Annotated in this window: 18 protein-coding genes; 12 read left to right on the top strand and 6 right to left on the bottom strand. The window is 66.1% G+C overall.

Annotated elements, in window-relative coordinates; all coding sequences use genetic code 11:
• Positions 1 to 58: 58 nt before the first annotated feature.
• The 4 genes from AUL32_RS09745 (at position 59) to AUL32_RS09730 (ending at position 6,977) form a co-directional block, all read left to right on the top strand.
• Positions 59 to 3,370, top strand: coding sequence for a transcription-repair coupling factor (locus AUL32_RS09745; protein WP_062114219.1), 3,312 nt, complete (start codon positions 59 to 61; stop codon positions 3,368 to 3,370).
• Positions 3,367 to 4,230 carry a metallophosphoesterase gene (locus AUL32_RS09740; protein ID WP_082659479.1) on the top strand — a complete coding sequence of 288 codons (864 nt, stop codon included), beginning with the start codon at positions 3,367 to 3,369 and terminating at the stop codon, positions 4,228 to 4,230. Before AUL32_RS09745 ends, AUL32_RS09740 begins: the two co-directional genes overlap by 4 nt.
• A gap of 323 nt (positions 4,231 to 4,553) precedes the next feature.
• Positions 4,554 to 5,594 carry an SOUL family heme-binding protein gene (locus AUL32_RS09735; protein ID WP_244493232.1) on the top strand — a complete coding sequence of 347 codons (1,041 nt, stop codon included), beginning with the start codon at positions 4,554 to 4,556 and terminating at the stop codon, positions 5,592 to 5,594.
• Positions 5,595 to 5,699: 105 nt separating this feature from the next.
• Positions 5,700 to 6,977, top strand: coding sequence for a cytochrome P450 (locus AUL32_RS09730; protein ID WP_082659475.1), 1,278 nt, complete (start codon positions 5,700 to 5,702; stop codon positions 6,975 to 6,977).
• On the opposite strand, the gene AUL32_RS09725 is transcribed toward AUL32_RS09730, so the two are convergent.
• On the bottom strand, positions 6,964 to 7,305 hold the full coding sequence (locus AUL32_RS09725) for a cupin domain-containing protein (RefSeq protein WP_062114213.1): 342 nt from the start codon (positions 7,303 to 7,305) through the stop codon (positions 6,964 to 6,966). The genes AUL32_RS09730 and AUL32_RS09725 overlap by 14 nt on opposite strands.
• Positions 7,306 to 7,657: 352 nt before the next feature.
• Between AUL32_RS09725 and rplM the strand changes: the two genes are divergently transcribed.
• The 4 genes from rplM to argC all read left to right on the top strand — a co-directional run bounded on the left by rplM (position 7,658) and on the right by argC (position 10,696).
• Positions 7,658 to 8,122 carry a 50S ribosomal protein L13 gene (gene rplM / locus AUL32_RS09720; protein WP_061976532.1) on the top strand — a complete coding sequence of 155 codons (465 nt, stop codon included), beginning with the start codon at positions 7,658 to 7,660 and terminating at the stop codon, positions 8,120 to 8,122.
• Complete coding sequence (rpsI, locus tag AUL32_RS09715; RefSeq protein WP_061976533.1) at positions 8,122 to 8,595, top strand: 30S ribosomal protein S9; 474 nt, start codon at positions 8,122 to 8,124, stop codon at positions 8,593 to 8,595. The genes rplM and rpsI overlap by 1 nt, the downstream gene beginning before the upstream one ends.
• Before the next feature lie 147 nt (positions 8,596 to 8,742).
• Positions 8,743 to 9,714, top strand: coding sequence for an agmatinase (speB, locus tag AUL32_RS09710; RefSeq protein ID WP_062114210.1), 972 nt, complete (start codon positions 8,743 to 8,745; stop codon positions 9,712 to 9,714).
• A 52-nt stretch (positions 9,715 to 9,766) separates the two neighbouring features.
• Positions 9,767 to 10,696, top strand: a complete 930-nt coding sequence (gene argC / locus AUL32_RS09705; protein WP_062114207.1) for an N-acetyl-gamma-glutamyl-phosphate reductase — start codon at positions 9,767 to 9,769, stop codon at positions 10,694 to 10,696.
• 4 nt (positions 10,697 to 10,700) lie between these two features.
• Here argC and AUL32_RS09700 read toward each other — a convergent pair whose 3' ends face one another.
• On the bottom strand, positions 10,701 to 11,792 hold the full coding sequence (locus tag AUL32_RS09700; protein ID WP_062114205.1) for a COX15/CtaA family protein: 1,092 nt from the start codon (positions 11,790 to 11,792) through the stop codon (positions 10,701 to 10,703).
• Between the two features lie 214 nt (positions 11,793 to 12,006).
• Between AUL32_RS09700 and AUL32_RS09695 the strand changes: the two genes are divergently transcribed.
• A complete protein-coding gene (locus AUL32_RS09695) occupies positions 12,007 to 12,225 on the top strand; it encodes a DUF2842 domain-containing protein (RefSeq protein ID WP_062114202.1) in 219 nt (72 codons plus the stop codon).
• Here AUL32_RS09695 and AUL32_RS09690 read toward each other — a convergent pair.
• Complete coding sequence (locus AUL32_RS09690) at positions 12,222 to 14,156, bottom strand: hypothetical protein (RefSeq protein ID WP_156421405.1); 1,935 nt, start codon at positions 14,154 to 14,156, stop codon at positions 12,222 to 12,224. The genes AUL32_RS09695 and AUL32_RS09690 overlap by 4 nt on opposite strands.
• Positions 14,157 to 14,367: 211 nt before the next feature.
• On the opposite strand from AUL32_RS09690, the gene AUL32_RS09685 reads away from it, so the two are divergent.
• Both AUL32_RS09685 and AUL32_RS09680 read left to right on the top strand, forming a co-directional pair.
• The gene (locus tag AUL32_RS09685) at positions 14,368 to 14,925 is read left to right on the top strand and encodes a polysaccharide biosynthesis/export family protein (RefSeq protein WP_061976539.1); all 558 of its coding nucleotides are present in this window, start codon (positions 14,368 to 14,370) and stop codon (positions 14,923 to 14,925) included.
• Between the two features lie 94 nt (positions 14,926 to 15,019).
• The gene (locus AUL32_RS09680; RefSeq protein WP_062114196.1) at positions 15,020 to 16,561 is read left to right on the top strand and encodes an undecaprenyl-phosphate glucose phosphotransferase; all 1,542 of its coding nucleotides are present in this window, start codon (positions 15,020 to 15,022) and stop codon (positions 16,559 to 16,561) included.
• 42 nt (positions 16,562 to 16,603) lie between these two features.
• On the opposite strand, the gene AUL32_RS09675 is transcribed toward AUL32_RS09680, so the two are convergent.
• Both AUL32_RS09675 and AUL32_RS09670 read right to left on the bottom strand, forming a co-directional pair.
• The gene (locus AUL32_RS09675) at positions 16,604 to 16,948 is read right to left on the bottom strand and encodes a RidA family protein (RefSeq protein WP_061976541.1); all 345 of its coding nucleotides are present in this window, start codon (positions 16,946 to 16,948) and stop codon (positions 16,604 to 16,606) included.
• 127 nt (positions 16,949 to 17,075) lie between these two features.
• Positions 17,076 to 17,252 carry a hypothetical protein gene (locus tag AUL32_RS09670; protein WP_156421404.1) on the bottom strand — a complete coding sequence of 59 codons (177 nt, stop codon included), beginning with the start codon at positions 17,250 to 17,252 and terminating at the stop codon, positions 17,076 to 17,078.
• 276 nt (positions 17,253 to 17,528) lie between these two features.
• Between AUL32_RS09670 and osmF the strand changes: the two genes are divergently transcribed.
• Positions 17,529 to 18,440 carry a glycine betaine ABC transporter substrate-binding protein OsmF gene (gene osmF, locus AUL32_RS09665; protein WP_062114189.1) on the top strand — a complete coding sequence of 304 codons (912 nt, stop codon included), beginning with the start codon at positions 17,529 to 17,531 and terminating at the stop codon, positions 18,438 to 18,440.
• Positions 18,441 to 18,526: 86 nt separating this feature from the next.
• Here osmF and AUL32_RS25600 read toward each other — a convergent pair whose 3' ends face one another.
• A complete protein-coding gene (locus AUL32_RS25600; RefSeq protein ID WP_187301267.1) occupies positions 18,527 to 18,691 on the bottom strand; it encodes a hypothetical protein in 165 nt (54 codons plus the stop codon).
• Positions 18,692 to 18,720: the final 29 nt, after the last annotated feature.

Below are 18,720 nucleotides of genomic sequence, written 5' to 3'. Positions count from 1 at the left end.
GCACCAACATACGTTGGTAGGAAAGGCCGCGTGAGGCGGCTAGGAATTCAGGGGAACCATGCTGCAATCCGTGACGGTCGAAACGCAGGCCTCGAATGTCGATGCCCTGACGCCCCTCCATCCGCTCGGCGCGACGGCCGCCCTGATCCGCGACCGGGCGGCCGAGATCAAGACCCGCCCCCTTGTCTATGTCGCGCAGACCGTGCGCCGGGCGAAGGAGCTGATGGCGATCCTCGAGGCCTTCGATCCCGGCCGACCCATGGCTTTCTTCCCGCCCTGGGACTGCCTGCCCTATGACGGAAGCTCGCCGTCACGCTCGGTCATGGGGCAGCGCATGGGCGTTCTGCGCTGGCTGACCAATCGCGACAACAAGCCGGATATCGTTCTGACAACGGGCGAGGCGCTGCTTCATCGCGTGCCACCCGCGCGCATCTGGTCCGGCCTGCACCGCGAGTTCCGGGTGGGCGATCCCATCGACATCGGCGAGGTCGAAGCGTTCCTGCGCGGTGTCGGCTATGTCTTCGACGACCGGGTGGACGAGCCGGGCGAGGCCGCGATCCGGGGTCGTGTGATCGACTTTTTTCCCGCCGCCTCGCCGCTGCCCTGCCGGATCGAGCATGAAGAGGGCCGCGTCACGGCCATCCGCTCCTACGACCCGGTGACCCAGCGAACGCTGGCCAGCAGTGACATGCTGATCGTCGATCCCGCGAGCGAGGTCCCCGGCGCGGCGCCCCCGCCGGGTGGCGAATCGGTGGGCCGTGAGCATTGGCTCTGCCAGCACTACGAGGGCGGGCTGGAAACGGTGTTCGACTATGTCGGCGACGCCGCGATCCTTTTGGAAGACGGGGTCGATCTGCGTGTCTCGTCCTTTCTGGAGACCGTCGCCACCGGCTTCGAGGAAGCCAGCCAGAGCAAGAACCGCCACCGGCCGCCCAAGCCCGAGCGCATGTATCTCGGTGCCGACGAATGGCAGGCGATGGTGGGGGGGCGGCTGGACGCCACCATCAACGAAGACGCGGGCGACGACGATTTCGAGCTTCCTCGCTTCGCCGCCGAAGACGCGCCTTGGCGCGCGCTGGACGGTCTTCTGTCAGAGGAAGCTGCGGGTTCGACGGTCATTCTCGCGGCTCCGAACGCCGCCCTCCTGGCCGAATGGTCGCGCCGCTTCCGGCGCAATCTCGGCCGGCCCGTAAAGCTCGGCGCGACCTGGGACGGCGCGATGAAGGCAAAGCCGGGCGCGTCGCTCGGTCTCGTCCTGCCCGTCTCGCAAGGGTTCCGCGTCCCCGGCCACAAGGCCTTGGTCGTGACCGTGCAGGACATCGGCGGGTTGGCGGCGGTCGCCAGTCGAGCCGATCGCGCTTCGCCGCTCGTGCCGGCGGACGCGATGTTTTCGATCGGCGATGCGCTGGTGCACCTCGACCACGGGATCGGCCTGTTGGAGGGATTGTCGGAGGTCGAGCAGGACGGCACCAAGCGCGACACGATCCGCCTTCGCTATGCCGACGATGCCACGCTTCTGGTTCCCGTCCGCGAGGTCGGCGCGCTCTGGCGCTATGGCGGCGCGGGAACGGGTGTCACGCTCGATAAGCTGAAGGGCGGCAACTGGATCGAGCGGCGCAACAAGCTGCTGCAGGCCGTTCATGCCACGGCCGAAGGGCTGGTCGCGATGGCGCGCGAAAAGGCCGAGCGCCGCTGCGCGCCCTCCAAGCCGGATCGGCGGGACTTCGAGCGCTTCTGCGGTCGTTTCCCGCACGAGCTTTCCGACGACCAGGCCTTGGCGGTCGATACCGTTCTGTCCGATCTCGCCAGCGGCAAGCCGATGGACCGGCTGGTCTGCGGCGATGTCGGCTTCGGCAAGACCGAAGTGGCGCTGCGGGCCGCCGCCGCCGTCGCGTTCAGTGGACGGCAGGTGGCGATCGTCGCGCCGACCACGGTTCTGGCGCAGCAGCACGCCCGCACCGTCGCCCGGCGCTTCGCCAATTTCGGCATCGAGGTCGCGCAACTCTCCCGCCTTTCGACGCCGGCTGAGGCCAAACGCGTCAAGGCCGGGTTGGCGGACGGCTCGATCCGTGTGGTGGTCGGCACCCATGCCGTGGGCGGCAAGGGCGTCCGCTTTGCCGATCTCGGACTGATGGTGATCGACGAGGAGCAGCGCTTCGGCGCCAAGCAGAAGGCCACCCTACGCGCGCTCGGTGAGGACGCCCATCTCCTGACGCTGACGGCGACGCCCATCCCGCGCACGCTCCAGGCGAGCTTCGTCGGGCTCAACGATCTCAGCATCGTCGCAACCCCGCCGGTTCTGCGCCAGCCGATCCAGACCGTCGTGGCGCCCTTCGAGGACGACCGGGTGCGGGACGCGCTCTATCGTGAGAAGCGGCGCGGCGGCCAGAGCTTCGTCGTCTGCCCGCGCGTCGAGGACATCGAGCCCATGCGCGCCCGTCTCCAGCGCATCGCGCCGGACCTGCAGTTCGCCGTGGTGCATGGCCAGTTGCCAGCCGACGAGGTGGACGAGACCATGCTGGGCTTCACGGAAGGACAAGGCGACGTTCTTCTTGCCACCAACATCATTGAGAGCGGGCTGGATGTGCCGGCCGCCAACACGATGATCGTCTGGCATCCCGACCGGTTCGGCCTCGCCCAGCTTCACCAGCTGCGCGGGCGTGTAGGCCGGGGTAGCCGGCGCGGTGTCGCCTATCTCCTGACCGAGCCGGGCCGGCCGCTGCCGCCCGAGACCGACCGCCGCCTGCGCACCCTGGAGGCGCTGAACCGCCTTGGGGCCGGTTTTGAGATCTCGGCGCGCGACATGGACCTTCGCGGCGCCGGCGAGTTGCTGGGTGAGGAGCAGGCGGGCCATCTCCAGTTCGTCGGCCTCGCGCTTTATCGCCATGTGTTGCAGCGCGCGCTGGCCGTGGCGAAGGGCGCTTCGGTGATCGACGAATGGATGCCGGAGGTGGCGCTGGGCGTCGCCGGTCGCATCCCGGACGATTACGTGCCGGACGAGGAAACCCGCATCAATCTCTATGCCGAGATCGACCGGGCGCGCGATCGCGCCAGCCTCGGGGCGCTGGCGAGCGATATAGAGGACCGGTTCGGCAAGCCGCCTGCTCCCGCCCGCACGCTTCTTATGCTGGCGGAAGCGCGGGTGCGCTGCGCGGAACTCGGGATCGCCAAGCTCGCGGCCGGGCCGAAGGGCGTCGCCGCGACATTCCGCACCAAGCCCGATGCCGAGGGCGCCCGAACCCGAAAGCTGCCGGCCGATTGGAAATGGACCGACATGAAGCTGGTCTACCCCGTCGCGACGGCCAGCGTGGCGGAGCGCTTCGAGGCGGCGACCGCGCTGTTCGACAGGGTGGACCCCGCAGAAGAATGAACCCAGCGCCCTGCCCGCCCGTGACCCGCCACCACGCGATCCCCAACGCAATCGAGCGGATCGTCGCGATCGGCGACGTGCATGGGCGGGCGGACTGCCTCTCGGCGCTTCTGCGGCACGTGGAGGCGACCGATCGGGAGAGGGAAAAGACCGCGATCGTCTTTCTCGGCGATCTCGTGGACCGGGGTCCGGCGAGCCGGGAGGTTCTGGCGCTTGCGGCCGGCGCGCTCGCGCGCTGGCCGGACAGCGTCCTGTGCCTTGGCAATCACGACGACTGGTTTCGTCGCTTCCTGCTCGGCGATCCAGAGTTCGCGGACGGCATCGATCTCTGGCTGATGCAGGGCGGCGAGGAAACGCTGCTTTCCTTCGGGGTGGATACCCAGGCTCTCGGTCGGGCCAGGGACACGATCCGGCAGGACCATCCTGAAATTCTCGACCTTCTGGCCGCCAGCGCCATGCTCGCGACCTTTGGCCCATTCGTCTTCGTTCATGCCGGGATCGATCCCAAACGCTCGATCGAAGCGCAGCGAAACCGCGACTGCCTGTGGATTCGCTCGCCCTTCCTCGACCATCGCGGCCCCTTGCCAGGACTCGTCCTGCACGGCCACACGCCGCAGACGCCGTCGCTTGCGCATATCACGGAAAACCGGGTCTCGCTCGACACTAGCGCGTTCGCGACCGGAGTTCTGACCGCCGTCGATATCGACGTGCGCGGAGGCGAGGCGCGCTTCTGGGCGACGCAACCGGGAAGTCTGGAGATTACGAGCGTCGAGCCGCGTCTTCTGGAGCGCGGCTTCGGAACGGCCGTGGTGGCGAAGCCGGGTTCGCCCGGCGTCTATGCCCTCCGCCCCGCTTCGTAGCGGAAGCGATCGTCCGACGCCTGAAGCCCAAGACGCCGTTCCGCGCCAAAATCTGAGCAAAAAAAGGGGCGGCCGGAGCCGCCCAGTTTTGGCTGGAGTATCAGGCCATGAAAGAAACCTGATGCCTGTAAAGTGGTTGACCGCCGCGAAGGTTGCCAGAATCGTTACGAATCTTTCACGATCTCCCTTCGGCATTTTCCCACCGCGCCGCAACCAAGCGGGAGGCGCGACGTTATTGCACCGCTGGCAGGCTCGGCTTGCTAGGCGTGTGTCTGTCTGGCGATCGCACAGCGATACGCTCCAGCGAAGTTGAGGAGAACGACATGTTCCGCGACAAGCCTTCGACCTACGAGCGCGTGACGGACGCCTTGAGCGATATCGGCGAGCGCATCGGAGAACTCGAATCCCAGGTTGCGGACCGTCTCCATCTCCGTCCCTCCCGGACCGAGCGCGTCCGCCGCGCGGTGGAGCATGAGATCGATCGTCTCTACGGCAACACCGGCTATTCCCGCTACATTCCCGCCTTCCTGAGTGGCTGGTCTCTGCCTTCGGCGAGCGAAGCCAAGTCCCAGCTCTACAAGGCTCGCCGCTCGGTTGCCGACAGCGCATCCGACGCGGGCCGCAGTCTAGCGGACGGTGCGTCCGACGCGCGCGATCGCCTTTCTTCCTACTCGCTGCCCTCGTTCTTCAGCGAGCGCGCCAGCCTCAAGGGCGGGCGTGGCTATCAGCGCGGCGTCGATTTCTTCCGCGAGCGGCCCAACACGTCGGCCGTCTTGATCGCCGGCGGCGCGATCGTCGCGCTCGGCGCGGCGTTCTACGTGTCGAAGAAGATCGCTGACCATGCCGAGGAGCCAGACTACGAGGTCGTGCGCCGCGATGGCGATCTGGAAGTTCGCGACTATGACGCGATGATCGTCGCCGAGACCGTCAAGACCGGCTACCACGAGAAGGCGCGCCGTCGCGGGTTCGAAACGCTTTACGACTTCATCTCGTCCAACAACCGGTCGGGCAAGAAGATCGCCATGACGGTTCCTGTGCTGCAGCAGCTTTCGGAAAGCGAAGGCCGTACCAAGGGTTGGGCCGTCCGCTTCATCATGCCGAAGAAGTATACCAAGGCCAGCCTGCCGACCCCGAACTCGCACGACGTGGCGATCAAGGAAGTCGATGCCAAGCGTCTGGTCTCCATCCGCTTCAGCGGCAACTTCACGGCCTCGACCGCATCGAAGAAGCTCATGACGCTCTATAACTACCTCGCGGACGAGAACCTCAAGCAGAAGGGCGACCCGATCTACGCGTTCTACAACGCGCCCTGGACGCCGGGCTTCATGCGTCGCAACGAGATCCTGATCGAAGTCGAGCGCTGAGCGCCCATCTCCTCTCATGACAAAAACGCCCGCCTTTCCCGGCGGGCGTTTTTCGTTCAAGCTGCCCCTGCCGCCCTGATCCGTCCCCGTGCCGCCGAAGTCGTAATGCTCGATTCCCCCGCCGCCTCCGCACTGCCCCCGTCGTTTCGCATAGAGGAAGATGGGCGCTCCTTTCGGCTCGATCCGCGCGATCCCCATTTCTTCGCCGATCCCTATCCGACCTATGCCGCGCTCCACCGGACTGCCCCTCTGGCCTTCTGGCATGAGGCGGGATGTCTTGCGGTCGTGTCGCAACCGCTCGTGGAGCGGGTTCTAAAGTCGCGCGATTTCGGCCGCGTCCTGTCGGAGGACGGCAGCGGCCGCGCCCCAGCGAGGGAGATCGCCGACCATCTCCGGCATTTCCAAGAGGTGGAAGCGCATTCGCTGCTCGATCTCGAAGCGCCCGCCCATACGCGGCTGCGCACGCTGCTGACACGCGCTTTCGTATCTCGCCGGGTCGAGGCGCTGGCCCCTACGATCACGACCATTGCCCATGAGTTGATCGACCGTTTCGATCCGTCCGGCCCCGTGGAACTCGTCTCCGCCTTCGCCGAGCCGCTGCCCGTCGCCGTCATCGCCGGGTTGATCGGCGTTCCCCGCGAGGATGCCGGCCATCTCCTGCGCTGGTCGCACGCCATGGTCGCCATGTACCAGATGGGGCGCACGCCCGAAGTGGAACTGGCAGCGGATGCGGCGGCGCGCGAGTTCCGCGACTATCTCGTGGCGCTGATCGCCGAGAAGCGCCGTAAGCCGGGCGACGATCTCGTCTCGGCCCTAGCGGAGGCCGAGACTGACAAGGGCAAGCTGAGCGATGCCGAACTCGTCTCGCTCATAGTGCTGCTTCTCAACGCCGGGCATGAGGCGACGGTCCACCAGATCGGCAATGCCCTGGTCGCCTTCGCCCGGTCCGGCGTGTCGCTGGGGCCGCTCGCCGAGAGCGAGCCGCTGCTGGAGCGTACGGTGGAAGAGGCCCTTCGCTTCGACACGCCGCTCCATCTCTTCCGCCGCTTCGCCCTTCGCGACGTGGAGCTTGGCGGAACGACGCTCAAGCCCGGCGAGGAGGTCGCCCTGCTCCTGGCTGCCGCCAATCACGATCCGACGGTGTTTCCAGAGCCCGACCGGTTCGATCCGTCGCGACCGCGCATCCCGCATGTCTCCTTTGGCGCAGGCGTGCATTTCTGCATCGGCGCGCCGCTGGCCCGGTTGGAACTGAAGCTCGCTTTTCGCTCGCTCGCGGAGCGTTATCCCGATCTCCAGCCGATCGCGCCGCCGCGCTTTCGCGACAGCTACCATTTTCGCGGTGTCGAGCGGTTCGACGTCGCTCTTCAGCCTAAAGCCGGATGACGTAGCGCTTACGCGTGGTTTCCTCCACGCGCCAATGCCCCTTGAAGCCGGGGCGGAGGACGAAGGCATCGCCGGCCTGGACCCGGTGCTCCGCGCCCCCTTCCTCGATCAGCACCGAGACGCCGGCTAGGATCTCGCAATATTCCCATTCCGTATAGTCGATTTGCCATTCGCCCGGCGTCGATTCCCAGACCCCGGCATAGAGCCCATCGGTCTCCTCGACATTCCAGGTCCGATGCACGGGCTCGCCCGCCACCATCTTTTCCGGCGCAGGGCGGCTTTCCTCCGGCTCGATTCCGTCGATGTCGACAGCGAGAAAATGGGACATTGGCGAAACTCCGAAGCGCGTTGGACGAGGCGCAATCTATCAGTTCGATCCGGCGCCGACAGAAAGGAACGCCGATAGCAGGTCGGATAAACGGGCTGACAACGCGACATCCAAATCAACCAGCATTACGGTTCCTAGATACCAAATTTGCGGTATCATAAAACCCCATCCTTAAGCCCCTGATCTAAATATCCTTTCAGATCGAAAGCCCAGTCGTCTCGCACCATCCCGCCCTTGATCTTTCCATCCGACACCGTTATGGAACCGTCATCAAGAGCGGCGCGAGCCGCCTTTTTCGTATGGCCGGGGTCAAGTCCGCGGCTGACGCGTGACTGACCCAAAGGGTAGATTTATGAAGACCTTCTCGCAGAAGTCCGAGACGGTGGTGAAGAAGTGGATCGTCATCGACGCCGAAGGGCTCGTTGTCGGCCGTCTCGCCTCTCTCGTGGCGCTTCGCCTTCGCGGCAAGCACAAGCCCACTTTCACCCCGCATGTCGATGATGGCGACAACGTCATCATCGTCAACGCGGACAAGGTCGTGTTCACGGGCAAGAAGTACCAGGACAAGACCTACTACTGGCACACCGGTTATGCCGGCGGCATCAAGGAGCGCAAGGCGCGCGACATTCTCGAGGGCCGCTTCCCGGAGCGCGTCGTCGAGAAGGCCGTAGAGCGTATGTTGCCCCGCGGCCCGCTCGGCCGTCGCCAGTTGAAGAACCTGCGCGTTTATGCCGGTGCGGCGCATCCGCATGAAGCCCAGATGCCTGAGGCGTTCGACGTCAAGGCGCTGAACTCCAAGAACTCGAGGGCTGCATAATGGCCGACCTGACCTCGCTGCAGGGCCTCGCCGCCTCCGGCGCCACGGAAGTGGCCGCTCCGGTCCATGTCCAGAAGCTCGACGCCCACGGCCGCGCCTACGCGACCGGCAAGCGCAAGGACGCGGTCGCCCGCGTCTGGGTGAAGCCCGGCTCCGGCAAGATCGTCGTCAACAACAAGGACTTCGCGGACTACTTCGCCCGCCCCGTCCTGCAGATGGTGCTTCAGCAGCCGATCGTCGCGGCCTCGCGCGATGGCCAGTTCGACATCGTCGTCACGGTTGCCGGCGGTGGTCTGTCCGGTCAGGCCGGCGCGGTGCGTCACGGCATCTCGCGCGCCCTTACCTATTACGAGCCGGGCCTTCGCGCCGTGCTCAAGAAGGGCGGCTTCCTGACCCGCGACTCGCGTACCGTCGAGCGTAAGAAGTACGGCAAGGCCAAGGCCCGCCGCTCCTTCCAGTTCTCGAAGCGTTAATCGTCTTACCGCTTCACGATCGAACGAATGGGAAAGGGCTTCGGGAAACCGGAGCCCTTTTCGTTTGTCTAATGCTGGGCAATCGAGCGACTTCAAGCTGTCGCCGACTTGTTCTATCTCTGCGCCACACGCCGAAGCAGGAATTCCATGGCCAGCCAGTCGATCGACAACGCCTTCACCGCCCCCGCCACGCTGGGGGCCGCGAGCGATCCGACCTATGCGGGCGCCCTATCCTTCATGCGGCGGCGCTTTTCCAAGGACGTGTCGGGCTCGGACGTCACCGTCTGGGGCATTCCTTTCGATTCCGCCGTTTCGAACCGGCCGGGCGCGCGCTTCGGGCCGCAGGCGCTGCGGCGCGCCTCGGCGATCTTCGACAACGACCCGCAATATCCCTTCCATGCCGACTTCTTCGAGACGCTTTCGGTCGTCGATTATGGCGACTGCCTGCTCGACTATCGGCTGCCGGAGCGGGCGCATCTCGCCATGCGCGAGCAGGCCTCGGCGCTCTTGGAGAAGACCGGCTTCCTGCTGACGCTGGGGGGCGACCATTCCATCACCTTCCCGCTTCTGCAGGCTCATGCCGCCCGGCACGGCAAGCTCAGCCTCGTGCATTTCGACGCGCATCAGGACACCTGGCCGCTGGCCACCGACACCCATGGCCGGCCGCGTGTCGACCACGGCTCCTTCGTCTCGGCCGCTCTGCGTGAGGGGTTGATCGATCCCGACAGCTCGATCCAGATCGGCATCCGCACCCATGCGCCGGAAACCGGCGGGGTGGAAATCCTGTTCGGCCATGAGGTCGAGGACCTCACCTCCGCCGAGATCGCCAAGCGGATCTACGAGCGCACCGGCGGGACAAATTGCTATCTCAGCTTCGACATCGATTGCCTCGACGTCGCCTTCGCGCCCGGCACGGGCACCCCGGTCGCGGGCGGACCGTCCAGCGCCAAGATGCTCGCGGTTCTCCATCACCTGAAGAACCTTCAGCTCGTCGGCGCCGACGTGGTGGAAGTCTCGCCGCCCTACGACCACGCCGACATCACCGCCGTCGCGGGCGCGACCGTCGCAATGTATCTCCTCGGCATTCTCGCCGACAAGAAAGCCGCCGACGCGCGCTGACCGGCGCGCCGATCCGTTCTTCGCTTCCAACATTCAACAGGTCCAGACGCTCATGAAACCGCGCATCTTCATCGACGGCGAACACGGCACCACGGGTCTCCAGATCCGCGCCCGCATGGCGGATCGCGGCGACGTGGAACTCCTGTCGATCCCAGAAGCGGAGCGGCGCAACGCCTCGCTGCGCGAAGAGCTTCTGAAGGCTGCCGACATCGCCATCCTATGCCTGCCGGACGATGCCGCGCGGGAGGCCGTGGCCTTTCTCGGTCCGGACGCCTCGACACGGGTGATCGACACCTCGACGGCGCACCGAGTCGATCCGAACTGGGCCTATGGTTTTGCCGAACTCGCCAAGGGCCAGGGCGAGGCCATCGCCAAGGCGCGGCTGGTCGCCAATCCCGGCTGCTACCCCACGGGCGCCATCGCCCTGCTGCGCCCTTTGAGGGACGCGGGGCTCCTGCCCGAGGGCCAGCCGGCGACGGTCAATGCCGTGTCGGGCTATACCGGCGGCGGCAAGCAGATGATCGCGCAGATGGAGGACGCCGCGCGCGAGGATCACATCGCCTCGCCGCATTTCCTCTACGGACTCGACCTCGCCCACAAGCACCTGCCTGAGATGCGCGTCTTTGGCCGGCTCGATCGCGACCCGATCTTCGCCCCCTCGGTTGGCCGCTTCGCGCAAGGCATGATCGTGCAGGTTCCCTTCCATGCCGACGCCCTGAACGGCGCCAGCGCAGAGCGGCTGCGCGAAGCGCTGGCCGACCATTATGCCGGCCAGTCGATCGTGGAAGTCGCGAGTGCGGAGGAAACGGCTGGTCTCAAGCGTCTCGATCCGACGGAACTCGCAGGAACCGACGGCATGAAGCTTTTCGTCTTCGGCTCGAAGGACGGCTCGCGCTTCAATCTGGTCGCCCTGCTCGACAATCTCGGCAAGGGCGCTTCGGGCGCGGCGGTTCAGAACATGGACCTGATGCTGCGGGGCTGACCCGTCAGGCGAGGGCTGGAAGGGGGTACGCCCCCTTCAGCTCCCGCGCATGGAACACGGCACTGCCAAGCACGATGAGCGCACCGGCCTGATGCAGCAGCGCCCAGCCGATCGGCACCTGCAGCAGCAGCGTGGTGATGCCGAGCGCGGCCTGCAGCGTCACCATGCCCGCCAGATGCGTTGCCATCTTGGCATGGCGCGAGCCGGGCGAAAGCCGCCGCGCGGCAATCGCGTGAAGCACGGCGACGGTGAACAAGAGATAGGCGCCGCAGCGATGCGTGAACTGCACCGTCATCACGTTCTCGAAGAAATTGCGCCAAGCCGGTGTCATCGCTAGGAGATTGGCCGGCACGATCTGCCCGTCCATCAGCGGCCAGGTGTTGAAGCTCATGCCCGCATCGAGGCCGGCCACTAGTCCGCCGAGATAGATCTGGAGAAGCGCGAGCACCACAAGCAGCGCCCCGACCTTGGCCGAATGGCCCGTCGGCGGCGGCGCGATGCGGCGGGGCGACAAGCCCTTGGCGATCCAGAGCGTCGCCGAGAAGATTATGCAGGCCATGGTGAGATGGACGGCAAGCCGATACTGGCTGACCTCCGTGCGCTCCACGAGGCCCGAGGCCACCATCCACCAGCCGATGGCGCCCTGCAGGCCGCCAAGCGCCAGAAGACCGACGAGACGGGGCTTCAGCCAGGGCTCGACGCGGCCCGCGATCCAGAAGAAGGCCAGCGGCAGTGCGAAGGCGAAGCCGACGCTGCGCGCGAGAAAGCGGTGCGCCCATTCCCACCAGAAGATGGTCTGGAACTCCGACAGGCTCATGCCCTTGTTGAGGATCTGATATTGCGGGATCTGGCGGTAGAGGTCGAACTCCTCCTGCCATTCCGCCTGCGACAAGGGCGGGATCATGCCGTGGATCGGCTTCCATTCGGTGATGGACAGGCCGGATTCGGTGAGGCGCGTCGCGCCGCCGACGACGACCAACGCCAGGATCATCGCCGCCACACAATAGAGCCAAAGCCGGATCGCGCGGCGCGATCGCACCCGGCGGTCGTGCTCGCTGGACAGGGCTTGGAGGGGGGCCTGCGTCGATACGCTCATATCAGTCTTGAAGCGCTTGGCGAAGAAGCCGCTTCATCCCCTTGTTTTCGGCCGATCTGCTCGGCAATCTGGCCTGAGGACGCGATGGGTTCGCGCGACCTTGGCCCGGTGGGGCGGAGGTTTGGTCCCAAGCGCCCCACTTGGCAAGAGCCATCGGGTCGCGGCATGGTCACGCTTTGGCGCGCCCGGGGCGCGAACGGCAGGGAGAGTGGTCATGCCCATCAGATTGAAGAAGCTCGTCGGCACGCTGCTTCTGGTCGTCTTCGTCGCAGTCTATGCCGTGCTCGCGACGGCCTATGCCACGCTTTATCTCTCGGCGTCAGCGACTTACGTGCATCTGCTCTACTTCTTCGCGACCGGCATTCTATGGATCGTCCCGGCCATGTTCGTGATCCGCTGGATGGAAGGCGGCCGGGTGCAGCGGAACAGCTAATTCGGCCGCTGGTCGCGAACCAGAATCATGTCGGCGAAGCCCTTGGCTTTGAGCTGGCTGGTCGCCGCTTCGATTTCCCGCTCCGAGCACCCCTCCACCCAGACGAGAAGCGCCGCTTCGGGGTCGAGAATGGCGCCCAGGAACGGCGCGTCGATGCGGCCGCAGTCGATCACCAGCGTCTCGTAGCTGCGCTCCATGAAGTCGAGCGCATGGCGTCGCTCGCTCCAGAGGCCGGGGCGGCTTTCGTCGTCCAGCCGACGGCCGCTGGCGACGATCTCGGCACCGGTCGCAAAGTCGCGCCGGGCGATCTCGGCGAAATTGGCGTCGCCTCGTGCGAGGTCGAAGAGCCCGCGCGTGTCGGACGGCAGGCCCATGGCGCGCGCGCCATCCTGCGTTTCGGAAAGATCGACCACTAGAACGGAGCGGCCGCGAAGCGCCAGACGCCGCCCGATATCGACGCCGAGCGTGCGCGTATCGGCGCTCGCGGCCGAGACCACCACCGCGCGCGCGACCGCGCTGAACTTCAGCGCTTCGATCACGTCATCCACCATCGCGACGTCGGGATGGCCGGGTATCTCGGGTGCGGGCATTGGCTCCAGCGGAAGGCCGACCGGCCCAGTCGCATCCTTCCCCTTCATCCGCCGCAACGGCATCGCCAGCGCGACGAAAAAGGCCGAGCCGAGAAATCCGACGACGCCGCCGGCAAGGGCAGCGGGCCAGAGCGACAGGGAGCGCGTCGTGAGCGGCAGAACCTTCTGCCGAATGGCCGGCGCCCCTGCCGAGGCAGGCTCGGGCGGAGGCTGGAAGGCCGGCGTCGCCAGGGCGGAGAGAACCTCAGCCTCGTCTCGCAGGCGCGCGAGATCGGCGCGGGCCGAAACCAGCCCACTAAAAAGGTCGGCTCGCTCCCGAGCGCGCTCGGCGGCCGTCTGTTGCGGGGTCGTGGGCTGCGCGACTGGCGCAGGCTTTTGTTCCGTCAACAGGCGCAGGGCCGCCGCGTTGGCGTCGCGCTGCGCCTCCAGCTGCGTTAGGAGCGTGTCGTGCCGCGTGGCGATCTCGCTATCGAGCTGTTGCAGACGCAGGCGGACGATGCGAACCCGGGGATGATCCGCGTTCAGGCTCGCGGCCAGTTCGTCGGCTCGGGGGCGAAGGCCGCGACGCTCGCGCATCAAGGCGCGCCAAGCGTCCCATCCACCCCAGCTTCCCGGCATGTCCTTCTGTTCGTCATCGCCCTCGACGGCGGCGATGGCGGCGTCCAATTCCGCGCGCCGGCTTTCGAGCGCTGCCTTCTGGCTGGGGTCCAGCAGCACGGGCGGGCTCGCACTGACGACCGGCTCCGCGGAAGGCGCAGGCTTGGCGTCGAAATCGGCGAGCTGCCGCTCCGCATCAGTCACCCGCGCCTCGGCCCGCGCCAAGCGCCCGTTCATGTCGGCGTCCGCAACCGGGGGTGTGGGCGGCGGGCTCGAGGGCTCGACCTGTCGCGCAGGCTTGGGAGCTCTCGCCAGAAGCTGATCGGCAATGAACTGAACGCGGACCCGTGCCTGATCCGCGCTGGGCGCCTCGGCCCAAATCACGCTCTTCGTTCCCGACAGGACCTGAATGCCGGTTCGCCGGCTCGCCGCCCCTTCCAGCGGCCCGCGCGGCTGGCCGACGAGGTCGAGAAGCGATCGCGACCCGTCCGCGCCGCGCTCCAGCGTCAGGTCGGGTCCCGCGTCGAGACCGGGCTCGCGATCGGCGATCACCTGGATCTCGGCGGCCGTCCAGCTCGGCAGCGGTCCTCCCTCGGCGCTGAGTTCGATTCGCGCCCGGTGAACGGGGGGAACGAGCGACACCGCGAACGAGGCCGCCGCGCCGGAGAGCAAGGTCGCTGACGCGACGATGGCAAGCCGCCGTCCGATGGGCATCGGCCGCTTGTCTTCGCTCTGCGCTGGCATGACCCATTCCGGAGACATGGCTCGTTCTTCTTCTCAAGACTCGGCGCCCGAGGGCGCACCTGTTTCCTGCGGTTGCGAGGAAAGGATACGGGGTTGGGCCGGCAGCACAAGGCACGGGCACATTTACGAGTGTTTAACCCTAATTCGAGATTGTGGGCGGCAGAGTTCGGCCTGCTTCAGGCAATGGAAACGTCTTGCGGAGTGGGAACGAATGCGCGCCGGGTTTGTGACACTCGCTTTGGTCGGTGCGGTCCTGTCCGGCTGCGTCACGGCTGCCCCGCCCGCGCCCGCCTTTCATGCCATGTTGAACCAGCCCTACAAGCTGGATGCGGGCGACCGGCTGCGCGTCACCGTGTTCGAGCAGGACAATCTCTCCGGCACGTATGCCGTCGACAAGTCGGGCTATCTCTCCCTGCCGCTGGTCGGCGCCGTCCCGGCGCGCGGCAAGACGACGCAGGAGATCGAGGCGGCGGTCACCGCCGCGCTGCGCAACGGCTATCTGCGCTCGCCCGACGTGTCCGTGCAGGTCGAGCAATATCGCCCCTTCTTCATCATGGGCGAAGTCTCGAGCGGCGGCCAGTACTCCTACGTTCCCGGCATGACGGCGCAGAACGCCATCGCCATCGCCGGCGGCTTCTCATCGCGCGCAGACCAGCGCACGGTGGACATCACGCGCCAGGTCAACGGGCAGGTCATCACCGGCCGCGTCCTGATCTCCGACCCTGTTCTTCCCGGCGACACGATCTCGGTTCGCGAGCGCCTGTTCTGATCCGAGCCCGTTCCAATCGAAGCCGAACCGCTCAGTCTCCTTTAGCCTTTTCCTGCTAACCCTTGGAATTAAGCGTTCGGGGCTGGCTGTCGAGATGAAAAGCAAGAAGCGGAAGGCCAATCTTTTCGAGCGCGAAACGGTTCGCGTCTACCGGCTCGCGGACGCGCCTGCGGGCGTCGCCGGCCGGACGGCCGAACTCCCCGTCAATGCCCGCCGCATGGCGCAGATGCTGGAGCGGCGCGGTCTATCGCCGGGCCTCGCTTGCGGGCTGGTGCGCCTGTTCGAGATCGCGGTGCTGGTGATCGGCGGCATCCTTTGCCTGCGCGTTGGGTCGGCCGGCTGGCTCCCTCTTGCGCTGTTCAGTACGCTTCTGGCGCTGGTGACGGTCGTCACCGTCAACATCCTGAACGGCTACGATTCGCTTCTTCTGCGCTCCCGCCGCGCGCAGTTCCCCCGTCTGGCCGGCGCCTTCGCCTTCGCCACGTTCGTGGCGATCTGCGCGGCCGAACTGGCGGACCAGCTGGACCGGCCATTTCTGGAAAGTCTGGCGCTTTGGGGCGCGAGCGGTTTCGCGATCCTCGGCGTGACGCGCGTCTGCCTTGGCGCGCGAATGCGCCTTTGGGTGCGCAACGGCTTCATGGAGCGGCGGGCGGTCGTGGTCGGCGGCGGCGGAGCGGCGGAGGCCTTCATCCGCCGGCTCGAAACCAATCCCGACAACGACGTGCGCATCTGCGGCATTTTCGACGATCGCAACGACGATCGCTCACCCGCCATCGTGGCCGGCTATCCCAAGCTCGGCTCGGTCTCGCAGTTGACGGAGTTCGCGCGCAAGGCGCGGATCGACATGCTGATCGTGACGCTGCCGGTCAGCGCGCAGGCGCGTCTTCTCACCATCATGCGCGAGCTTTGGGTTCTGCCGCTGGACATCCGCGTGGCGGCCTCCTCGCCGGATCTGCGCTTTCGCGCCCGGTCGCATTCCTTCCTCGGCGACATTCCGCTTCTCAACGCCTTCGACCGGCCGCTGGCGGAATGGGACATGGTGTCGAAGCGCTGCCTCGACCTCGTGGTCGGCCTCTTCGCCCTGGTGGCCCTGAGCCCCCTGATGGTGGCGACCGCCATCGCCATCAAGCTCGACAGCCCCGGCCCGGTCTTCTTTCGTCAGAAGCGCCACGGCTTCAACAACCAGATCATCAATGTCTGGAAGTTCCGTTCGCTGCGACACGAGATGTCCGACCCCACCGCGCGCAGGATCGTCACCCACAACGACCCTCGCGTCACCCGCGTCGGCCGCTTCATCCGCCGCAGTTCGATCGACGAACTGCCGCAGCTCTTCAATGTTCTGACGGGCGAGTTGTCGCTGGTCGGCCCCCGGCCCCACGCCGTGCACGCACGCTCCAGCTTCGACCAGAACTTCACGGAGATCGTGGACGGCTATTTCGGGCGACACAAGGTCAAGCCGGGAATCACCGGCTGGGCCCAGGTCAATGGGTGGCGAGGCGAGATCGACGAAGGTGACAAGCTGCAGAAACGCTTCGAATACGATCTCTACTATATCGAGAACTGGTCGCTGCTTTTGGACCTTCGCATCCTCGCCTTGACGCCGATCAGCCTCTTTCGAAGCAGCGGCGCGTACTGAAACGAAGACCGGCGCCCGAACTTAGGCGCCGGCAAAGCGGAGTCAGACCGCCGCGACGACGATGATCTCGACGAGATACTCGGGCGCCGCCAGCTTGGATTCGCCGGTCGCGCGCGCGGGCGTGTTGTCCGGGTCGACCCAGGCGTCCCACACCGCGTTCATCGCGCCGAAATCCTTCATGTCGGCGAGCCAGATCGTCGCCTGAAGGAGCTTCGACTTGTCGGTGCCGGCCTCGGCCAGCAGCCGGTCGATCTCGGACAGGACCGTCTTCGTCTGGGCCGTCACGTCCTCGCCGGGATTGCCGACCTGACCTGCCAGATAGACCGTGTTGCCGTGAACCACCGCACCGCTCATGCGACGGCCGGGCTGGATGCGACGAATGCTCATGCGTAATCCTTCCGGGTTCGGCTTGCTGCCGAGCGCGTTCTAAAGGCGAACGCATCGGGGCAGCAAGCCTTGTCGGCCTTGAGAAAGAAAGGTGTCGTGATGAAAATGACGGACGGATCGGTCCGTCTTAGCGTGTGGCAAGCCCAGCCGCGCGCACGCCTTGCGCACGTTGCGAGCGCCAACGCGGCGAACTCGACTGGTGCTCGTAGAGATCGGCAAGCCGATCGACCATGGCCTGTTCCATAGCTTCGTTTTCGGTGATCAGACCCGCTTCGAGAGCGGTGACGATATCAGACGCGGTCATGAAAGTCCCCATTTCAAAAGGATCGCGAATCACCCGAACCGCCCGATTCGGCCTTCGTTCCGCCAATCCTTAAAAATTTATGGTGATCCCTTTGGGTGCCCAAACGATCGGGAGGGAGAACGGAGAGAAGGAGCCTCAGGAGGTCCGGGCTGTGGAGAAGAACCGGAGGTCCCCGCCCGCGCACTGGCGAAGGCTTCGCGCTGCTCCAATTTGCACCGTGAGATCAAACCTGCCCGGCCTCGCAATGGTCCGGATCGCTCGACCAGGAGACATTCGATGCGCCTTCCTCTTTTCGCAGCCGCCCTGCTGCTGGCTTCGTCGCTTGCGTCCGGCGCCTTGGCGGCCCCCGTGGTCGTGTCCAGCAAGATCGACACGGAGGGCGGCGTGCTCGGCAACATGATCATGCTCGCCCTGCAGCATGGCGGGATTGAGACGACCGACCGCATCCAGCTCGGCGGCACGCCGGTGGTGCGCAAGGCGATCACGGCGGGCGAGATCGACATCTATCCCGAATATACCGGCAACGCGGCCTTCTTCTTCAACCGTGCCGAAGACCCGCTCTGGAAGGATGCGGCCAAGGCCTATGAGGAAGCCAAGAAGCTCGATCTCGACGCCAACAAGATCGTGTGGCTGACGCCCTCGCCGGCCAACAACACCTGGGGCATCGCGCTGCGCGGCGACGTGGCCGACGCGGACAAGCTCGCAACACTCAGCCAGTTCGGCCAATGGGTGGCCGGCGGCGGTGCGGTGAAGCTCGCGGCGTCCGCCGAGTTCGTCAATTCGGCCTCCGCCCTACCCTCGTTCCAGACGACCTATGGCTTCACCTTGAAGCCGGACCAGCTCCTCACCCTGTCGGGCGGCGACACGGCAGCAACGATCGCGGCCGCGGCGCAGAACACCAACGGCGTCAACGCCGCCATGGTCTACGGCACGGACGGCGGCATCTCGGCGGCGGGGCTCAAGGTGCTGGAAGACGACAAGGGCGTGCAGCCCGTCTACCAGCCCGCACCGATCGTGCGTCAGGCGGTGCTGGAGGCCAATCCGAAGATCGCCGACGTTCTGAAGCCGATCTTCGAAAGCCTCGACCTCGTGACGCTGCAGGAGCTGAACGGGCGCGTGCAGCTGGGCGGTGAGCCGGCCCGCGCCGTGGCGCAGGACTATCTTCAGACCAAGGGCTTCCTGAAGTAGGCTTGGCAGACAGTCTCTAAGAACAAGAAAGGCCCGGACGCGTCATGCGGCCGGGCCTTCGATTTTTGCGTGATGGAGGATGAATCCTACTGCTTCGTCTCGCTCTTGCGGGCCTGCGCTTCGCAGACCTCGACATGCTTGCGAAGCGCCTCGGTCGACAGGATCGACGCGATGGAGCGGATGTTGCGACCCTGCATCTGCGGAAGGTTCTGCACCTCCTGCAAACGGAGAAGAAGCTCGGCTCGGCTCATGGCTCTCCCCTTTTCCCTCTGGTTGGAAC

It is taken from the genome of Aureimonas sp. AU40, from assembly GCF_001463785.1.
GTDB lineage: Bacteria > Pseudomonadota > Alphaproteobacteria > Rhizobiales > Rhizobiaceae > Aureimonas.
This window is presented reverse-complemented; position numbering and strand designations above follow the sequence as displayed.

Coding starts and splice junctions, on each gene's coding strand:
- AUL32_RS09690 (WP_156421405.1), bottom strand. CDS start 14,156: ATGCCAGCGCAGAGCGAAGACAAGCGGCCGATGCCCATCGGACGGCGG.
- argC (WP_062114207.1), top strand. CDS start 9,767: ATGAAACCGCGCATCTTCATCGACGGCGAACACGGCACCACGGGTCTC.
- osmF (WP_062114189.1), top strand. CDS start 17,529: ATGCGCCTTCCTCTTTTCGCAGCCGCCCTGCTGCTGGCTTCGTCGCTT.
- AUL32_RS09730 (WP_082659475.1), top strand. CDS start 5,700: ATGCTCGATTCCCCCGCCGCCTCCGCACTGCCCCCGTCGTTTCGCATA.
- AUL32_RS09745 (WP_062114219.1), top strand. CDS start 59: ATGCTGCAATCCGTGACGGTCGAAACGCAGGCCTCGAATGTCGATGCC.
- rpsI (WP_061976533.1), top strand. CDS start 8,122: ATGGCCGACCTGACCTCGCTGCAGGGCCTCGCCGCCTCCGGCGCCACG.
- AUL32_RS09685 (WP_061976539.1), top strand. CDS start 14,368: ATGCGCGCCGGGTTTGTGACACTCGCTTTGGTCGGTGCGGTCCTGTCC.
- AUL32_RS25600 (WP_187301267.1), bottom strand. CDS start 18,691: ATGAGCCGAGCCGAGCTTCTTCTCCGTTTGCAGGAGGTGCAGAACCTT.
- AUL32_RS09735 (WP_244493232.1), top strand. CDS start 4,554: ATGTTCCGCGACAAGCCTTCGACCTACGAGCGCGTGACGGACGCCTTG.
- AUL32_RS09740 (WP_082659479.1), top strand. CDS start 3,367: ATGAACCCAGCGCCCTGCCCGCCCGTGACCCGCCACCACGCGATCCCC.
- AUL32_RS09725 (WP_062114213.1), bottom strand. CDS start 7,305: ATGTCCCATTTTCTCGCTGTCGACATCGACGGAATCGAGCCGGAGGAA.
- rplM (WP_061976532.1), top strand. CDS start 7,658: ATGAAGACCTTCTCGCAGAAGTCCGAGACGGTGGTGAAGAAGTGGATC.
- AUL32_RS09700 (WP_062114205.1), bottom strand. CDS start 11,792: ATGAGCGTATCGACGCAGGCCCCCCTCCAAGCCCTGTCCAGCGAGCAC.
- speB (WP_062114210.1), top strand. CDS start 8,743: ATGGCCAGCCAGTCGATCGACAACGCCTTCACCGCCCCCGCCACGCTG.
- AUL32_RS09680 (WP_062114196.1), top strand. CDS start 15,020: ATGAAAAGCAAGAAGCGGAAGGCCAATCTTTTCGAGCGCGAAACGGTT.
- AUL32_RS09675 (WP_061976541.1), bottom strand. CDS start 16,948: ATGAGCATTCGTCGCATCCAGCCCGGCCGTCGCATGAGCGGTGCGGTG.
- AUL32_RS09695 (WP_062114202.1), top strand. CDS start 12,007: ATGCCCATCAGATTGAAGAAGCTCGTCGGCACGCTGCTTCTGGTCGTC.
- AUL32_RS09670 (WP_156421404.1), bottom strand. CDS start 17,252: ATGACCGCGTCTGATATCGTCACCGCTCTCGAAGCGGGTCTGATCACC.